Here is an 18,598-nt window from a genome sequence, read left to right on the forward strand (position 1 = left end):
TATAAGGAGCTTATTGTAATGGGAAAATGGATAGAAGAATATGGGGAGACTTTGCTGGCAGGAATGGCAGGGTTCATGATAATAATGTTAGTTCTTACGTCAGGAATTCTGGCAGTTATCGGAAACAGAGCAATGATAAAGGAAAATTCCTATACAGAATATCAGGATTTTTCAATTTTTTCAAAAATATGTCAACGGGAAAAGCCAAAGATTTGGTGTAATACAGAAAAAAGTTGGCATGTAGGGGAAGTAATTTTAATAGAAGAAGTATTTTCGGCAGAAGATGCAGAAGGTAAAAAATTAAATGTAAAAGTAGAAACAATCACAGACAAAAATGGAGTAAATTGTATGGATGTGTATCATAGGGAAACACATCAGGTAATCTTTCAGAAAGCGGGAATCTATATATTTGAAATCAAAACGCAGGATGATGAAAATCAGTATACAACAGAAAAAATAGAGGTTTCTGTGGATAATAGGAAGGTGGAAGAATGAAACATGTGATAAATGGAATCATGATGTCTGCAATCACATTTATGGTGATTGCGGCTGTTATGATAATTAGTGGACGCAGTGTTCGAAAAAATGAATTAGAAAAAGCATTGGAGCATGCAGCGGAGCAAACCATAGAAAGTGTGAAGGTAAAACAGGAAATTACGAGAGAAGAATTTATTGAAATGTTTAAGGAGAATCTTTCTATGGGAATTGAAAGTGATTCGGAAATAGTTGTTTCTATTATGAAAGCAGAACCAGAGAAGGGCATATTGTCGGTGCAGGCAGAAGAGGAGTATCACAATCCTTTGGGAAATAAAGAGAAAGTGAGTGCCGAAAGAACGATAATTTTGGAAAAGTATCGTTTGGAAAAAAAGAAGAGGTATACCGTAGTTTATAAGGTTGGAAATGTAGACTATAAAGTATATACACTTACAGAAGGAAGTGTGTTGCCTGTACCGGCAAATCCCAATGAAAATTTTATCTGTTGGTTGGACGAAACAGGGCGGAAAGTAGAGATGGATGGAACTGTAGTAGAATATAGCAGAGTATTTACTGCGAAGATGAATTGATTTGGGAAAATAGAATGTGAGGAACATTGAAAATAGAATAGATAAAGAGGAAAACAGCTTGCTTTTTGGCGGGAAGGCTGATAATATCGGTTCATACCTGCGTTTTTGGAAGAAAATGAAAAAAATGTAAAAAATTTTAAACCAAATGAAAAGTTGATGCGACTTATATATGAGGGTTAAAAATAAAAAGACCATCGAAAGGAGAAAATGGCAGTGGATGGAGAGAAGAATATGCAGACAGAAAAGCTAAAACAGGCGATAGAGTTAATGAAGCAGGGAGAAGAAAAAGGGTTTAACTACATATATGGAGAGACATACAATTTCGTTTATTCCCGTGCGAAACTTGCAATTAATGATGAGCAGGAGGTACAAGACCTGATACAGGAGGTCTATGTGGCGGCTTATCGAAATATTGGAAGCCTTAAGAATGCAGACAGTCTGTATGCATGGCTCAATACCATCACTATGCGCCAGGGAGCATCAATGATAAGAAAGAAAAAGAATCATGTATTACTGTCAGAGGAAAATCAGGGAATGTTTGAAGAAATACCGGATGAATCTGTAGAACTGGAACAAGATGCTATTGTTAGGGAAAATGCTGGAATCTTAAAGGGATTGCTGGAAAAACTATCACCGGAGCAGAAAAGTGCTATTGTATCCTTTTACTATGATGGTTTGAAAGTGGAACAGATTGCAGAACTGACAGAAACCAGTGCAGGCACAATAAAGAGCCGTCTGCATCTGGCAAGAAAACGTTTGCAAGAGCATATTGTGGAGCTGGAGAGAAAGCAAGGATGCAGGCTGCATGGTTTCAGTGCACCATTGTTACTGCTTGCGATTAAGATGTTGTTAGAGGAAACAACACTTCCACAGGCTTCCGCACAGGGAATTTACAATCAGGTCTGCACACAGGTAGGAGTATCGGCATCTACGCTGGCATTCCAGAGTGCAGGAGCCGGAAATATTGCAATGGCAATTTCCGGTGAAACAGCAGGCATAGGAAATGGTTTAAAAACAGGACTGACAGGAGAAATGAAAGGACAAGGAACAGGTATGAACAAGTTATTAAGTAAATTAGCAGGATTAGGAAAAGTAAAGATAGCGGCCATTGTGACAGTAAGCGTTGTAGTAGCGGGAGCTGGAGTAGCAACAGGCGTATATGTACATCATCAGGCAGAAGTAAAAGAAGCACAGGTGCAGGCAGAAGAAAAGGCAGAAGCTGAAAAGAAAGCACAGGCAGAACAGGAAAAACTTCTTGCAGACTTGACTAGTCGGTATGAAAAAGCTGAGGAATTAAGAGACAATCTGATTCTGGAGGATGCAGTCATTGAGATTTTGAATCGTGATTTTACAACGATTAAGACGGCATTGGATGAGAAAACAGCAGATGAAGCGACAGAAAAGACCATGGTAACACTGGAAAAGAATCTGGAAGGATACAGACAGCAGAATGAGCAGTATCTGACAGAGAAAAAAATGGCTATCATGGATTATCATAATGCAACGTTCCCACAGGAAAATCAGGATGCGTGGGACAAGCTCCTTACAGAGTATCAGGAATTGTTTGATGCAGTGAAGTATAAGGATGCCAATGCAAAATTAGAGGAAGTGAATGCGGGAATCATGGCATTCCTTCAGGAAAATACCACAGAAGTAGCAGCGGATGATACCGAAGGAAATACCGGAAACGGAACATCTGATAATGGAAACAATGGAAATGGAAGTACCGGGAATGGAAATACGGGAAGTGGTTCTGGAAACGGAAATTCAAATGGCGGTACCGGGAATGGTGGTAACGGAAATGGCGCAGGAAGTGGTACTGGGAATGGAAACACAAGTAATGGCGGAGGCACAAGTAATACACCGAGTGCAGAGCCGATAACACCAGTAAATGATGACCCGACGTTAACAGGTGTTCTTCCGAATGGGTGGACAATAGAAGAAGCGGAAATGTTAACATCAATATGTAATGCATGGTTTGATTTTATTTATGATGATGCAGGAGCACAGGCACAGTTGACTGCAAAGTTACCGGGAAGAAACTGCACTTTGGTGCATTATCCAGCAGAACAGAATGCAGAAGCAAGAGCATTATGGGATAGTATAGATGAGAATGTGTATTGTCGTTCTAATTTTCGTTCTAGTGATATATTTGGAAGTTATTTTATTTATGGAAATTAGAGAGGATTGCGGATGATGGGGTATATGTGTGGTATCAAAGAGGAATGTCAGCACATTTTTCGAAAGATGATAAGGGAGATAGTGCGGAAAGTTAGCAGAGGCTGAAAGAAGCGCAGAAAGATAGTAGTCAGTAAAAGAAGGGGATAATAAAATTAGGATAAGGAACAATCGTGTTGCAAGGTGGTAATTCTATTCTGATAGTGGTCAATCCATTGCGGTCGATTGTTTCTTTTGTAATTAGAGTATGGCATAGAAGAAATATCGTATAAAATCAATTTGTTAAGGGAAGGAGAGCGAGAAAAAGAGAATGAAGAGAAAAAGAAGAATAGGGAAAGGAATTCTAACTGCGGTGCTGGCGTGTATGCTTAGTACTGCTTTTTTTTCGGTAACTGTAGAAGCTGCTGTACCGGAAGTTACCTATGACCCAAATGCTACAAAGACGGGGTATCATTTGGAAGTATTAGATCAAACTCCTTGTGTTCATACGCCTGGGGTAGATACAAGAACCCTCACCTGTGCCCAGACCGGATTAAAGCATAGTGCGGCAGAGATACAGGGAGCGGTACAGGCATCTCCGGGACTTACTTTTTGGACAGAAGTTCAGACAAGGGAGCCGGTGGGGAAGAGAGCGGATAAGGTGGGAAATGTACTTCTGGTGGGAAGTGTTCCGGGTACTGCTGGTCTTATATTGTCGGAGCCTTATGACTGTGATGATGGTTATGCAGCATATGCATATTACCGGATATATTTTTCCCACTGCCAATACACAGACGTAAACTATTTTGTTGGTTCTCAGCACTATTGGTTAGGTTGTGCCAGAGGAGATGTGGGAGAAAACGAATATCGTCCGGTATCATTTACGCATATACTGACAAGATACCGTTTTGTACCTAATAACTATACCATAGTGTATAACGGAAATGGAGCTACGACAGGTTCCATGGCAAATCAGTCTGCGACTTATGACCAGACATTTAATCTTACAGCCAATGCTTACCAGAAAGATGGTTACCGATTTGTTGGATGGAACACTGCATGGGATGGAAGCGGACAGTGGTATTCTGACAGCCAGGCAGTATCAAATCTGACTGCAACAGACGGTGGTGTGGTAACACTTTATGCCCAGTGGACCCCTATCACATATACGGTTCATTTTGAAGGTAACGGAGCAACCTCCGGAAATACACCGAATCAAAATTGTACCTTTGGTGTAGGTGGTTTCCTGAATACTAATGGATTCAAAAAGCAGTATGGTGTCAACTATAACGGAAATGGCGGAACCAGTGCAAAGACAAGTGATATTGCCGATGCCACATTTAATGGATGGCAGGATAACAATACCCTATATTACAAAGGGATGTATTTCAATTACTTTGGTTTTGATGCACCGTATTATATCAATAAATATCCTGATGTTAAAATGACGTGGGGATATAACAAGTATGCCACATTTGAACATTGGTATATCTATAGTATTTTATATGGAACTGAAAATCGTCAAGCCAGCTATAATTTTAAAATAGACGATTATATGAATTACGGCGGAACTGACTTAAAGGCAGCATTTGGAAATAACCGTCTGGCATATGTGGCTCATTGGATGAACAATGGAATTTATGAAGGAAGAAAAGGTGCAGTTAGTGTTGATACCGCTACATCAGACCTATATCCGAATCAGGCGTGGGTTGCGAATCTTGCCACCAGACAGGGCGAAACAGTAAACCTTACTGCAGACTGGACACCGGGAAGTGTTACGTTGCCAACAGCCACAAGACCGGGTTATCAGTTTGCAGGATGGTACACCAGCCCAACGGGTGGAACATTTATTGGAAATGCAGGAGCAAAATATACACCAACTGTAAATGGTGGAACATTGTATGCACACTGGACAGCAAATGATTACCAGATAGCATTTGACGGAAACGGTGCAACATCAGGAAGTATGGAGAACCAAAAGGCGAAATATGATGTGCCTGTGACACTGAATCCAAATGAGTTTGAACGAACCGGATATACCTTTACCGGATGGAATACGTCACCGGATGGAACGGGAACATCCTATGCAGATAAGCAGCAAGTGAAGAATCTTACCACAGAAAAGAATGGTGTTGTAACCTTGTATGCACAATGGAGTGCAAATTCATATACCATTCATTTTGATGGAAACGGAGCTACGGATGGAGCAATGGAAGATATTCCGGCAGTATATGACCAGGATGTGACATTACTGCCGAATCTGTTTGTCCGTACAACAGAACAGGGAGAAAGTGTCTTTACCGGATGGAACCGGGACGGTGCGGTGTATGAAACAGAATTTGCCGACCAAGACACAGTAAGAAATCTAACGCCTGAAGATGGAGCGGTAGTTACCCTTTATGCCATCTGGGATGATTGCCCGGAGATTGAAGCAGTAGACCGCTATTTCAGTCTGGACTTTGCACAACAGGGAAAAATAACAGAAGAGGAACTGTTAAGTACCGCATCGGCTACAGACCGGGAAGATATTGAACTTGAGAATCGGACAAGCACACAGATAGCAGAAAATGGAATCAACGGAAGTCTCAGTCTGTACGGATATGCAGCAACAGACTTTACCGGAATGACAGACAGCGGGAGTGTCAGCATGACGTATAAGGCAGTGGACAGTATAGGAAATACTGTTTATAAGACGGTTACAGTTTTTATTACCAATACAGAGCCACTGGCGCAGACAGATTTCTGCTATACCAGATTTATCAACGAGAAATACTTTGGTGCTGATTATGACAATGGAGGTCTGCATCCGGAATCCGTCTGGAGAAATGACCCGGAGTACAGAAGTGTGCTGGAGAGTGCATTAACCAATCAGAAGAATGGGGATTCAGAGGAGATATTTTATTTGAGAAAGAAGGAATAGAAGAGGAACAGGCATATCAAGGGAAGCCTATTTATAGTGGTGTACAGAAAATAGGAACTTCCCATGATATAAAACTTTATTTCTCAGCAGCTTTTTGGGCAAAATTAGTATCGACTAAATCTTTGTAAGCTGGGCGTTCAGACAATTCATCTGCTTCTTCCAGAATATCCAAGAGTAAATCGTAGCTTTTTTCTTCAAAGATAACGTCTGTTTTCCAGGTATCCTGTTGGGCATATCGGGTAATAATGGCAGTAATAGTGTCCAAATCTGTTTCCTTGAACTGGGGAGCAATTACGTTGGCAATTTCTTCAGGAGTGTGAGTGCTGACATAGGTCATACCTTTTTGAATTGCATTTGTGAAACTTTGGATGATTTCGGGATGTTCTTTTAGATAGCTGGATTTTGCACTGAAAGCAGTGTAAGGAATATAACCGGAGTCAACACCGAGAGAAGCTACAACATAACCATTTCCTTCTTTTTCTAATGTAGTAGCACTCGGTTCAAATTCCACAGAAAAATCTCCTTGTCCTCCAGAGAATGCAGCAGCAGTGGAGCCAAAGTCAATATTTTGAATAATGGTAAGGTCTACAGAAGGGTCCAGATTATTTTTCTTTAGAATATATTCAAAGACCATTTCAGGCATACCGCCTTTTCGTCCACCAAGTACGGTTTTTCCTTGAAGATCGGACCAGGAAAAATTATCTATATTTGTACGGGCTACTAAAAAGTTTCCTGCTCTTTGGGTGAGTTGGGCGAAGTTAACAACAGGGTCATTGGCCCCTTCGTTATAGGCATAGACCGTAGTTTCCGGTCCCATAAAGCCAATGTCTGCATCATTAGAAAGGAGAGCAGTCATAGTCTTATCGGCGCCAAAACCTGTAACCAACGTCAAATGGATACCTTCCTCTTCAAAATATTCCTTTTCGATAGCCACATACATAGGTGCATAAAAGACAGAATGTGCTACTTCGTTTAAAGTAACGTCAGTAAGGTGTTGCTGTTTTGAGGAAGAACAACCGGAAGAACAGAGGATGCAAAATAAGGTAACCAGACAAAGAATCTTTTTCATAATAAATCCTATTCATTTTTTATTAAGTTATGGGAAAGAGGTAAAAATGTGATATAATTACAAAGAAGAATATGAGCATAGTAGAAAGGGTAGGACTTATGGATATTGAAAAGACAGTAAAAATGCAAAGAAAATATTATGAGACGCAAAAAACAAAATCTTGGAAATATCGAATGGCAGCACTGAATCGATTGGAGCGGGCGATTTTAAAATGGGAAACAGAGATTAATAAAGCGTTGAAAAAGGACTTAAATAAGTCAGCCTTTGAAGCATATATGACAGAAGTAGGGATGACATTAGCGGAGTTGCGCTATGTAAAGAAACATTTAAGAAAGTGGATGATGGATAAAAAGGTAAGAACTCCATTGGCACAGTTTCCTAGTAAAAGCTATGTAAAGTCAGAACCATACGGAGTGGTTTTAATTATGTCACCATGGAATTATCCATTTATGCTTTGCATGGAGCCATTAATCGGAGCATTGGCAGCGGGAAATTGCTGTGTGCTGAAGCCATCTAATTATTCTCCAGCGGTATCAACAGTGATAAAAGGAATGATTGAGGAGACCTTTCCAAAAGAATACGTAACTGTGGTAGAAGGAGGAAGAGCAGAAAACCAGAGTCTGCTGGAACAGAAATTTGATTATATCTTTTTTACCGGTGGCGTACAGGTGGGAAAATTGGTCATGAAAAAAGCAGCAGAACATTTGACACCGGTAACATTGGAATTGGGAGGGAAGAGTCCTTGTATTGTAGAAAAAACAGCTGATTTGAAGTTGGCAGCAAAGCGTTTGGTATTTGGAAAATTTTTGAATGCAGGTCAGACATGTGTAGCACCGGATTATCTTTTAGTACAAAAAGAGGTAAAGGAAGAATTCTTGCAATATGTGCTTTTTTGGATAGAAAAGATGTATGGGAAAGGGTTAGAAAATCGAGAAAGCTATCCTAAAATCATCAATGAAAAACATTTTAAACGTATCAAACAATTGATAGAAGGAGAGGAGATTTTAATCGGGGGAGCGGTAGAGGAAGATTCTTTACAAATTGCGCCTACTGTGTTGAACCATGTAAGTTCTAAGTCACCGATTATGCAAGAAGAAATATTCGGACCGGTATTGCCTGTTCTAGAGTTTGAGAATATTCAGGAAGCAGTGCAATTTGTAAGAAAAAGACCAAAGCCATTGGCATTGTATTTATTTACCGGAGATAAGATGGTAGAGCGAAGAATTACCGAACAGCTTTCTTATGGTGGAGGATGCATTAATGATACTATCATTCATTTAGCAACTTCCCATATGGGATTTGGTGGTGTTGGAGAGAGTGGTATGGGAAGTTACCATGGAAAAGAGAGTTTTGACACCTTCTCCCATAAAAAGAGTATAGTGAAAAAGTATAATTGGTTGGACAATCCTGTTCGTTATGTTCCTTATGGAAAGCAGAAAGAAAAGATAATGCGGATGTTTTTAAAATAAAAATAATCTTGCTTTTTTAGTTTAATGCGGTATAATATACGCTTGTGAGAAAATGCATAATAAAGTGAAAGTGAAGTAGAAAAGAGGGTATTTATGTTAGATAAGACAGATTTACATACTCATACTATTGCTAGCGGACATGCTTATAGTACGCGAAAGGAAATGATAGAAGCTGCAGCAACAAAAGGCTTGGAAGTATATGCAATTACAGAACATGCACCCGCAATGCCGGGAAGTTGTAATAGTATGTACTTTATGAATTATAGAGCATTGCCAAGAAAACATGGTGAAATGACAGTGCTTTATGGTGTTGAATTGAATATTCTGGATTATGAAGGTCATGTAGACTTGCCGGAATCTATATTGAAAGAAATGGATTTGGCATTGGCGAGTCTTCATACACCATGTTTTACAGCGGGAAGCAGGGCAGAAAATACAAGAGCTTATATTGGAGCTATGAAGAATCCGTACATCAATTTTATTGCCCATCCGGATGATGCAAGAATGCCTGTTGACTATGAACAACTGGTAAAGGCTGCAAAGGAATATAATGTGATTCTTGAGGTGAATAATGCTTCATTGTCACCGGGAAGTTTTAGGGGAGACCCAAGGGAAATTTATCATGAAATGCTTGGTTTGTGTATCAAATATCAGGTTCCTGTAGTAATGGACTCAGATGCCCATATTGATACGGCGGTAGGAGCTCATGATTATGCCAGAGAGGTGTTAGAAAGAGCAAATTTTCCGGAAGAACTTTTAGTGAATGTGCATCCGGAGATACTAAAAGATTATATTAATTATTACTGTAAAAAGTAGATATTTATCTATTTACTTCAAAACTTTAATATGTTAAAATTACTATATGATAACGTACTGAAATGTACGGGACGAGAGACAATGAAAAGGAGAAATGGCATATGAGCAAAAAATTAAGAACAGACGCCGTAGACCATTTATTTGAAGCAATCCTGAGTCTGGAGAACAAAGAAGAATGCTATACGTTTTTTGAGGATGTGTGTACGGTAAATGAATTGCTGTCTTTATCTCAGCGATTTGAGGTTGCCAGAATGTTACGGGCACAGAAAACGTATTTGGATATAGCGGAGAAAACAGGTGCATCCACAGCTACTATTAGCAGAGTAAATCGTTCCTTGAATTATGGAAACGATGGCTATGATATGGTATTTGAAAGAATTGGATTGAAAAAAGACGAATAAAAATGAGAGGTAAAAGAGATGTTGCTACAATTATGTAGCAACATTTTTTTACTTTACAGGAAATTGCGTTGCAATTCCTATAAAGTAAAAACGCTCCGCTAAGCGATACGTTCAGCATACTGCGTATGCTCTGACATACCGCAAGGGATGCGCACCTCGCGGAGATGAAATTAGTCGTAAACGACACCGCTCGGGCGCGAAAGAGTCTGGCGAGCAGACGCTTTTTTAATTTTTTAAAAAAACCTATTGACAAGGTAGGAAAAGTAGGATATAGTATGACTATAATAAATAACCACTTAAACAAGTAGAAAATATAGGAAAAGGAGAACCAGCTATGAAAGAAGTGAGAGAAAAAGATTTGTACATAACAAAGGATGACCGAATGTGTGGCTGTTTCTGTTGTCAAAGATAAAATGTAGAATATAAAAACAAAAACATTCGTAAAATTAAGGAGAGAAAAAATATGAGTAAAAAAGCATACGCAGATAGAAATTTAAAATTTGAAACATTACAGTTACATGTAGGACAGGAAAAGGCAGACCCGGTTACAGATGCAAGAGCAGTTCCAATTTATGCAACATCTTCTTATGTATTCCATAATTCAGACCATGCAGCAGCAAGATTTGGATTACAGGATCCGGGAAATATTTATGGAAGACTTACTAATCCGACTCAGGATATTTTTGAACAGAGAATTGCAGCTTTGGAAGGTGGTGTAGCAGCACTTGCAGTTGCTTCCGGTGCAGCAGCTGTTACTTACACCATTCAGAATCTGGCACACAATGGGGAAAATATTGTAGCAGCAAATAATATTTACGGTGGAAGCTACAACCTGTTAGAGCATACGCTTCCGGAATATGGAATTACCACTACATTTGTAGATCCTTCTGATGTCAATAACTTTGAAAAGGCAATCGATGAAAATACAAAAGCACTTTATATTGAAACACTTGGAAATCCAAATTCTGATGTAAGTGATATTGAAGCAATTGCAAAGGTTGCTCATGCACATAAGATTCCGTTGGTAGTAGACAGCACCTTTGCTACTCCATATCTGTTAAGACCAATCGATTACGGTGCAGATATCGTAGTACATTCTGCAACAAAGTTTATTGGAGGACATGGAACTGCAATTGGTGGAGTTATTATAGATAGTGGAAAATTTGATTGGGAAGCATCTGGAAAATTCCCATCTCTGACAGAACCAAATCCAAGCTATCATGGAGTAAGCTTTACAAAGGCAGTGGGACCGGCAGCATTTGTTACTAAGATTCGTGCTATTTTATTAAGAGATACTGGGGCAACAATTTCTCCGTTCCATGCATTTATCTTTTTGCAAGGATTGGAAACATTGTCCTTAAGAGTAGAACGTCATGTAGAAAATGCATTGAAAGTAGTAGAATATTTGAACAACCATCCACAGGTGGAAAAGGTACATCATCCGTCTGTGTCTAAAGATCCAAAACAGCAGGAGTTGTATAAGAAATATTTCCCGAAGGGCGGCGGATCTATCTTTACCTTTGAAATCAAGGGTGATGACCGTACCGCAAAAGATTTTATTGACAATCTGGAAGTATTCTCACTTCTGGCGAATGTGGCAGACGTGAAGTCTCTTGCAATCCATCCGGCTTCTACAACTCATTCTCAGTTGAATGAGCAAGAGTTAAATGAGCAGGGAATTTACAAGAACACCATCCGTTTGTCAATTGGAACAGAGCATATTGATGATATTATTGAAGATTTAGAAGAAGCATTTAAAGCAGTAAAATAAAAAAGGAGGCAGTCAAAAATGGCTGGTATATATCAGGGAACACTGGATTTAATCGGAAACACTCCGTTAGTTGAGGTTACAAACATAGAGAAAAAGCATGGCCTAAAAGCTAAAGTTTTAGTGAAATTGGAATATTTTAATCCTGCCGGAAGTGTTAAGGACAGAATTGCAAAAGCCATGATTGAAGATGCGGAAGAAAAAGGAATTTTGAAGGAAGGCTCTGTTATTATAGAGCCAACCTCCGGAAATACAGGAATTGGTCTTGCAGCCATTGCAGCAGCGAAGGGATATCGTGTTATCCTTACTATGCCGGAGACCATGAGCGTGGAACGACGTAATATCTTAAAAGCATACGGGGCAGAATTGGTTCTGACAGAGGGGCCAAAAGGAATGAAGGGAGCTATTGCCAAGGCAGAAGAATTGGCAAAAGAGATTCCAAACAGCTTTATTCCGGGACAGTTTGAAAATCCGGCAAATCCGGAAATTCATAAGAAGACTACAGGTCCGGAAATCTGGAAAGATACAGAAGGAAAGGTAGATATTTTTGTGGCTGGTGTAGGAACCGGAGGAACAATATCCGGAACCGGAGAATACTTGAAATCTCAGAATCCACAGATAAAGGTAGTAGCAGTAGAACCGGAATCATCTCCGGTATTGTCTGAAGGAAAAGCAGGTCCTCACAAGATTCAGGGAATTGGAGCCGGATTTGTACCGGATACGTTGAATACAAAGGTTTATGATGAGATTTTCAAAGTATCAAATGAAGCGGCATTTGATACCGGAAAAGAAATTGCAAAAACGGAAGGAGTATTGGTAGGAATTTCCTCCGGAGCTGCATTATATGCTGCATTAGAGTTGGCAAAGAAACCGGAAAATGAAGGAAAAACGATTGTGGCATTGTTGCCGGATAGCGGTGATAGATATTACTCTACTTCATTGTTCGTAGAATAGTGGAATATTTAGAAAGATCTGAGGTCTCTTGAAAAGCAGGAGAGCTCAGGTCTTTTTTTCGAGCATATATGGTTGCTACTTGAGAGTTACGGCATTTTATGCTATTATCAAACATATGTTTAATTGTACCCAGAAGAAGTTGGATGTGTACGAGAATAGGACAGTGTCAGAAATAGAGAAATAGCAGGAAAATAAAAGTACCAAGGAGAGTTTTACATGTCGTTTGCACATTTACACGTCCATACAGAATATAGTCTGTTGGACGGTTCCAATAAAATAAAAGAATATGTTGCCAGGGTAAAGGAGCTTGGTATGAACAGTGCTGCCATTACAGACCATGGCGTTATGTATGGTGTCATTGATTTTTATCGTGCTGCAAAGGAGGCGGGAATTAAGCCGATTTTGGGATGTGAAGTCTATGTAGCACCAGGTTCCCGTTTTGACCGCGAAAAGGTAGAGGGAGAAGAGCGATATTATCACCTGATTTTACTGGCAGAAAACGATAAAGGGTATCACAATCTGATGAAAATTGTATCTCGTGGATTTACTGAAGGCTATTATTATAAACCAAGGATAGATCGCGAGGTATTAGAGACATATCATGAAGGGATTATCTGTTTAAGTGCTTGTCTTGCAGGAGAAGTACAAAAACTTTTGTTAAAAGGAAATTATGAAGAAGCGAAAAAGGCAGCACTTTGGCACGAAGAAATCTTTGGAAAAGGAAATTATTTTCTGGAATTACAGGATCATGGTATGCCGGAGCAGAAAACAGTAAATCAGCAATTACTGAGATTAAGTCAGGATACCGGAATTGAATTGGTTGCCACCAATGATGTTCATTATACTTATGAGACAGACGTAGATTCCCACGACATTTTGCTGTGTATTCAGACTGGGAAAAAACTGTCAGATGAGAATCGTATGCGTTATGAAGGCGGACAGTTCTATGTAAAATCAGAAGAACAAATGCGGGAACTGTTTCCATACGCATTACAAGCAATTGAAAACACGCAGAAAATTGCAGACAGATGTAACGTAGAGATTGAGTTCGGTGTATTAAAATTACCGAAATATGATGTGCCGGAGGGATATACCTCATGGGAATATTTACAAAAGCTGTGTTATGAAGGATTGGAACGAAGATATTCCCCGGAAAAACAAGAGGAATTAAAGCCGCAACTAGAATATGAATTGGGTGTCATTCACCAGATGGGATATGTAGATTATTTCCTAATTGTGTGGGACTTTATTCATTATGCCAGAAAAAATGGAATTGCAGTGGGACCGGGACGAGGCAGTGCAGCAGGAAGTATTGTGTCCTATACCCTTGAGATTACGAATATTGACCCGAATCGTTATAGTTTGATTTTTGAGCGATTTTTGAATCCTGAGCGTGTTACTATGCCGGATATTGATATTGACTTTTGCGTAGAACGGCGGCAGGAGGTCATTGACTATGTAAGCCGTAAATATGGTAAGGATCAGGTGGTTCAAATCGTAACCTTTGGTACGATGGCAGCCCGCGGAGTCATTCGTGATGTAGGGCGTGTTATGGACTTACCTTATGCTTATGTAGACACTATCGCAAAGCAGATTCCAAATGAACTTGGAATTACCATAGAAAAAGCGCTTACGATGAATCCGGAATTGCGTGGGATGTACGAAAGCGATGAGAATATAAAGAAACTCATCGATATGTCGAAACGTTTGGAAGGGTTGCCACGGCATACTTCTATGCATGCAGCGGGAGTTGTTATCAGTTCCAAAGCGGTAGATGAGTTTGTACCACTATCCAGAGCATCGGATGGTTCCATTACTACCCAGTTTGTTATGACAACATTAGAAGAACTGGGATTGTTAAAAATGGATTTTCTGGGATTACGTAACTTAACAGTGATTCAGAAGGCAATGCGTTTAATTGAAAAGAGCCAGGGAGTAAAGCTGGATATTGACCATATTGATTTTGAAGATAAAGCAGTTCTGGATTCCCTTGGAACCGGACATACGGAAGGCGTTTTCCAGTTAGAAAGTGCCGGAATGAAGAACTTTATGAAGGAATTAAAGCCGCAGAGCCTGGAAGATATTATTGCGGGAATCTCATTGTATCGTCCGGGACCAATGGATTTTATTCCTGCTTACATTAGAGGAAAGAACAATCCGGAATCGATTGTTTACGATTGTCCGCAACTGGAACCAATTCTGAAGCCAACTTATGGCTGTATCGTATATCAGGAGCAGGTTATGCAGATTGTTCGTGATCTTGCAGGATATACCATGGGACGAAGTGATATGGTGCGTCGTGCTATGTCTAAGAAAAAGACATCGGTTATGGAAAAAGAGCGTCAGAACTTCGTTTATGGAAATCCGGAGGAAGGGGTACCGGGATGTATTAGCAATGGCATTGATGAAGCAGTTGCAAATAAGATTTATGATGAAATGATAGATTTTGCAAAATATGCCTTCAACAAGTCTCATGCAGCTGCTTATGCAGTAGTCTCTTATCAGACTGCGTATTTGAAATATTATTATCCGGTAGAATATATGGCAGCGTTGATGAGTTCTGTTATGGACAATTCAGGAAAGGTATCTGAGTATATTCTGACTTGTCGACAAATGGGAATTCAGGTACTGCCACCTAGTGTAAATGAGGGAGAAAGTGGATTTTCAGTTTCGGATGGGGCTATTCGTTACGGACTTGCGGCAATAAAAAGTGTTAGTCATACAGTGATTGAGAAGCTTTGCGAAGAACGTGAAGAACGAGGAAAATTTACCAGTTTGAAAGATTTTTTGACTCGAATGGCAGACCGAGAAATCAATAAGCGTGTGGTAGAAAATTTGATTAAGGCAGGAGCATTGGATAATTTGGGTGCAACCAGAAAGCAGAGCATGATGGTTTATGCCGGAATCATGGATTCCATTGCGCAAGATAAGAAGAATAATATGGCAGGTCAGATGACATTGTTTGATCTTGCAGGAGAAGAAGAAAAAGCAGACTTTGAAGTGAAGCTACCGGATGTAGGAGAATATTCCAAAGAAATGTATCTGGGCTTTGAAAAAGAAGTGTTAGGAGTGTACATCAGTGGCCATCCATTAGAAGAATATGAAGAAAAGTGGCGAAAGAATATTTCCAGAGTTACTACAGATTTTCTGTTGGATGAAGAAACTGGCCAGACGAAAGTGGCAGATGGAGAAAAAGCCATTGTTGGCGGAATGATTGTGGATAAAACCATAAAATATACCAAAAACAACAAGACAATGGCGTTTATTACATTAGAAGACTTAGTAGGAACCTTGGAGGTCATTATTTTTCCAAAAGACTACGAAAAGAATAGCAGACTTTTGAATGTAGATGACAAAGTATTTATCCGGGGGAGAGTATCGACAGAGGAAGAAAAGAATGGAAAGCTCATCTGTGAGAAAATCTATTCTTTTGATGATACCAGAAAAGAATTGTGGCTCCAGTTCGAAACAAAAGATGCTTATGCAGAAAAGGAAGAAGAATTGTTTCAGATGTTAAAGAATTGTGACGGAAGTGATAGTGTTGTGATTTATATTTCGGGTGAAAAACAGATAAAAAGGCTTCCGCCAAGCCGAAATATTGGGGTTTCTAACGAGATTGTGAACAATTTAACTAACTTTTTGGGTGAAAATAATGTAAAAGTTGTAGAAAAGAGCATTGAAAAACAGTAAAAAAGATATTAGAATGTAATAGATTGATATTTATGCACACAGATGCATAAGGAAAATACCAACAGCATGCATCTGGCGCAACGGGCAGGCGAATATTTGCCCGAGTGCTATATAAAATATAGAATATGGAATTACAGGAGGGAAATGTCATGGCAGACAAGATCCAGACAATAGGTGTGCTTACCAGTGGAGGAGACGCACCTGGAATGAACGCAGCAATCAGAGCTGTAGTAAGACAGGCACTTGCAAAAGGATTAAAAGTAAAAGGTATCAAGAGAGGATACGCAGGTTTACTTCAGGAAGAAATCATTGATATGGAAGCAAAGGATGTATCCGATATTATCCAGCGCGGAGGAACTATTCTTCAGACTGCAAGATGTCCGGAATTTGTTAATCCAGAGGTTCAGAAGCAGGGAGCTGAAATTTGTAGAAAACATGGTATTGATGGACTGGTTGTAATTGGTGGTGACGGTTCTTTCCAGGGAGCACAGAAGTTAGCAAACCTTGGAATTAACACAATTGGACTTCCAGGAACTATTGACTTGGATATTGCATGTACAGAATACACCATCGGTTTTGATACAGCTGTTAATACAGCAATGGAAGCAATCGATAAAGTACGTGATACTTCTACTTCTCATGAAAGATGTTCTGTCATCGAGGTTATGGGACGTGGCGCAGGATATATCGCATTGTGGTGTGGTATTGCAAACGGTGCAGAGATGGTTCTGCTTCCGGAAAAATATGATTATGATGAGCAGAAAATTGTAGATGATATTATTGCAGCGCGTAAGCGTGGTAAGCAGCATTACATCATTGTAAATGCAGAAGGAATTGGACATTCAACAGAAATGGCAAAGCGTATTGAAGCAGCTACCGGTATGGAAACTCGTGCTACTATCTTAGGACATATGCAGCGTGGTGGAAGTCCTACATGTAAGGACCGTGTATATGCATCTACTATGGGTGCTCATGCAGTTGACTTATTATGCGAAGGAAAGTCCAATCGTGTCGTAGGATATCGTCACGGAGAGTTTGTAGATGATGATATTAACGAAGCATTGGCTATGCAGAAGCAGATTCCGGAATACGAATATGAAATCTGCAAGAACTTAAGTCTGAAATAAAAGAGGAATATACGATGATAACAAGTGCCAGTAATCAGCAGATGAAGCATGTTATCCAGTTAAATAAGAAGGCAAAAACCCGCTATGAACAGCGGGTTTTTGTGGTAGAAGGAATAAAAATGTGCATGGAAGCACCAAAAGAAGATATACAGGCAATGTATGTCTCTGAGACTTTTCTTAATGTGCCGGAGCATGGACAGAAATTGAAAAATTATTCCTATGAAGTGGTAGCGGATAATGTGTTTAAGACAATCAGTGATACCCAGACACCTCAGGGAATTCTTGCGTTGGTGAAGATGCCGGAATACACCTTGGAGGACTTGCTGGGGAAGGATGGGAGAAGTTCTCATTTGCTTATATTAGAAAGTATTCAAGACCCGGGAAATCTCGGAACCATGATTCGTACCGGGGAGGGAGCCGGAGTGACCGGAATTCTAATGAATAAGACAACCGTAGATATATTTCATCCTAAAACGATTCGTTCTACCATGGGGTCACTTTACCGTGTGCCTTTTTATATAACAGATTCTTTAGAAGAAACACTGCAGGAATTAAAAGAAAGGGATATTTCTTTGTATGCGGCGCATTTAAAGGGAACGATGTCCTATGATAAGCCGGATTATACAAAGCCATGTGGATTCTTAATAGGAAACGAAGGAAATGGATTGTCTGAGACAATCGCAGAATCTGCAGACGAATATATTCGAATTCCGATGGAAGGAAAAGTGGAGTCGTTGAATGCAGCAATTGCAGCAACACTGCTTATGTATGAAGTGAATCGCCAAAGGCGGTAAGATATAAAAATAATTATGGGAAGTTACGGACATTTTATGTTCTGATTTCCTTTCAGATTTGACAAGGGAAAACCTAAAGCACTTTTGTGCATGTCTTATATTGTAGTTGGTGGAAATGTATTTTCCTAAGTTCGTTGTTTGAAGTTTTTCCCTCTTCTGCAAAGAACCTGATACAAAAAATCCGATTTTAATATGAACCCACACTTCTAGTTCTTCTATACAGCAGCAACAAGAATGTTCGATAAGGGTATGCCAAAAGAACTCGGACAGATACACATTCAAGACAATGTTTCTCTGTCCTCAAACATCTTTCTGGCATACCCATTCATTCTTTTATGCTGCTGTAAGAAGAACACAAAGTGTTCAACA

The 18,598-nt window shown here is 39.7% G+C and carries 13 protein-coding genes; 12 read left to right on the plus strand and 1 reads right to left on the minus strand.

Annotated features, from left to right (window positions below):
* Window positions 1–18 precede the first annotated feature (18 nt).
* The 4 genes from BIV20_RS04435 to BIV20_RS04450 all read left to right on the plus strand — a co-directional run bounded on the left by BIV20_RS04435 (window position 19) and on the right by BIV20_RS04450 (window position 6,141).
* Complete coding sequence (locus BIV20_RS04435; protein WP_075718474.1) at window positions 19–495, plus strand: hypothetical protein; 477 nt, start codon at window positions 19–21, stop codon at window positions 493–495.
* On the plus strand, window positions 492–1,064 hold the full coding sequence (locus tag BIV20_RS04440; protein ID WP_075718476.1) for a hypothetical protein: 573 nt from the start codon (window positions 492–494) through the stop codon (window positions 1,062–1,064). Before BIV20_RS04435 ends, BIV20_RS04440 begins: the two co-directional genes overlap by 4 nt.
* Window positions 1,065–1,271: 207 nt before the next feature.
* Window positions 1,272–3,245: an RNA polymerase sigma factor gene (locus tag BIV20_RS04445; protein ID WP_075718478.1), complete on the plus strand. Its 1,974-nt coding sequence runs from the start codon at window positions 1,272–1,274 to the stop codon at window positions 3,243–3,245.
* Between the two features lie 307 nt (window positions 3,246–3,552).
* Window positions 3,553–6,141, plus strand: coding sequence for an InlB B-repeat-containing protein (locus BIV20_RS04450; RefSeq protein ID WP_075718480.1), 2,589 nt, complete (start codon window positions 3,553–3,555; stop codon window positions 6,139–6,141).
* A gap of 76 nt (window positions 6,142–6,217) precedes the next feature.
* On the opposite strand, the gene BIV20_RS04455 is transcribed toward BIV20_RS04450, so the two are convergent.
* Window positions 6,218–7,210 (minus strand): ABC transporter substrate-binding protein, encoded by a 993-nt coding sequence (locus BIV20_RS04455; RefSeq protein ID WP_075718482.1) that lies wholly within the window; start codon window positions 7,208–7,210, stop codon window positions 6,218–6,220.
* A 71-nt stretch (window positions 7,211–7,281) separates the two neighbouring features.
* Between BIV20_RS04455 and BIV20_RS04460 the strand changes: the two genes are divergently transcribed.
* The 8 genes from BIV20_RS04460 (at window position 7,282) to BIV20_RS04495 (ending at window position 18,229) form a co-directional block, all read left to right on the plus strand.
* A complete protein-coding gene (locus tag BIV20_RS04460) occupies window positions 7,282–8,679 on the plus strand; it encodes an aldehyde dehydrogenase (RefSeq protein ID WP_075718484.1) in 1,398 nt (465 codons plus the stop codon).
* A gap of 93 nt (window positions 8,680–8,772) precedes the next feature.
* Window positions 8,773–9,495, plus strand: coding sequence for a phosphatase (locus tag BIV20_RS04465; RefSeq protein WP_075718486.1), 723 nt, complete (start codon window positions 8,773–8,775; stop codon window positions 9,493–9,495).
* Between the two features lie 101 nt (window positions 9,496–9,596).
* Entirely contained in the window at window positions 9,597–9,896 is a 300-nt protein-coding gene (locus tag BIV20_RS04470; RefSeq protein WP_075718488.1) for a YerC/YecD family TrpR-related protein, read from the plus strand.
* A gap of 463 nt (window positions 9,897–10,359) precedes the next feature.
* Entirely contained in the window at window positions 10,360–11,667 is a 1,308-nt protein-coding gene (locus BIV20_RS04475) for an O-acetylhomoserine aminocarboxypropyltransferase/cysteine synthase family protein (RefSeq protein ID WP_075718490.1), read from the plus strand.
* Window positions 11,668–11,685: 18 nt separating this feature from the next.
* Window positions 11,686–12,618 carry a cysteine synthase A gene (gene cysK, locus BIV20_RS04480; RefSeq protein ID WP_075718492.1) on the plus strand — a complete coding sequence of 311 codons (933 nt, stop codon included), beginning with the start codon at window positions 11,686–11,688 and terminating at the stop codon, window positions 12,616–12,618.
* A 216-nt stretch (window positions 12,619–12,834) separates the two neighbouring features.
* Window positions 12,835–16,308 (plus strand): DNA polymerase III subunit alpha, encoded by a 3,474-nt coding sequence (locus BIV20_RS04485; RefSeq protein ID WP_075718494.1) that lies wholly within the window; start codon window positions 12,835–12,837, stop codon window positions 16,306–16,308.
* A 149-nt stretch (window positions 16,309–16,457) separates the two neighbouring features.
* Entirely contained in the window at window positions 16,458–17,435 is a 978-nt protein-coding gene (gene pfkA / locus BIV20_RS04490; RefSeq protein ID WP_075718496.1) for a 6-phosphofructokinase, read from the plus strand.
* Window positions 17,436–17,449: 14 nt separating this feature from the next.
* Entirely contained in the window at window positions 17,450–18,229 is a 780-nt protein-coding gene (locus tag BIV20_RS04495; RefSeq protein ID WP_075718498.1) for a TrmH family RNA methyltransferase, read from the plus strand.
* Window positions 18,230–18,598: the final 369 nt, after the last annotated feature.

It is taken from the genome of Roseburia sp. 499, from assembly GCF_001940225.2.
Classification (GTDB): domain Bacteria; phylum Bacillota; class Clostridia; order Lachnospirales; family Lachnospiraceae; genus Petralouisia.

Excerpts from the sequence above, each read along its gene's own strand:
- BIV20_RS04435 (WP_075718474.1), top strand. The coding sequence starts at position 19 with ATGGGAAAATGGATAGAAGAATATGGGGAGACTTTGCTGGCAGGAATG.
- BIV20_RS04440 (WP_075718476.1), top strand. The coding sequence starts at position 492 with ATGAAACATGTGATAAATGGAATCATGATGTCTGCAATCACATTTATG.
- BIV20_RS04445 (WP_075718478.1), top strand. The coding sequence starts at position 1,272 with ATGGCAGTGGATGGAGAGAAGAATATGCAGACAGAAAAGCTAAAACAG.
- BIV20_RS04450 (WP_075718480.1), top strand. The coding sequence starts at position 3,553 with ATGAAGAGAAAAAGAAGAATAGGGAAAGGAATTCTAACTGCGGTGCTG.
- BIV20_RS04455 (WP_075718482.1), bottom strand. The coding sequence starts at position 7,210 with ATGAAAAAGATTCTTTGTCTGGTTACCTTATTTTGCATCCTCTGTTCT.
- BIV20_RS04460 (WP_075718484.1), top strand. The coding sequence starts at position 7,282 with ATGAGCATAGTAGAAAGGGTAGGACTTATGGATATTGAAAAGACAGTA.
- BIV20_RS04465 (WP_075718486.1), top strand. The coding sequence starts at position 8,773 with ATGTTAGATAAGACAGATTTACATACTCATACTATTGCTAGCGGACAT.
- BIV20_RS04470 (WP_075718488.1), top strand. The coding sequence starts at position 9,597 with ATGAGCAAAAAATTAAGAACAGACGCCGTAGACCATTTATTTGAAGCA.
- BIV20_RS04475 (WP_075718490.1), top strand. The coding sequence starts at position 10,360 with ATGAGTAAAAAAGCATACGCAGATAGAAATTTAAAATTTGAAACATTA.
- cysK (WP_075718492.1), top strand. The coding sequence starts at position 11,686 with ATGGCTGGTATATATCAGGGAACACTGGATTTAATCGGAAACACTCCG.
- BIV20_RS04485 (WP_075718494.1), top strand. The coding sequence starts at position 12,835 with ATGTCGTTTGCACATTTACACGTCCATACAGAATATAGTCTGTTGGAC.
- pfkA (WP_075718496.1), top strand. The coding sequence starts at position 16,458 with ATGGCAGACAAGATCCAGACAATAGGTGTGCTTACCAGTGGAGGAGAC.
- BIV20_RS04495 (WP_075718498.1), top strand. The coding sequence starts at position 17,450 with ATGATAACAAGTGCCAGTAATCAGCAGATGAAGCATGTTATCCAGTTA.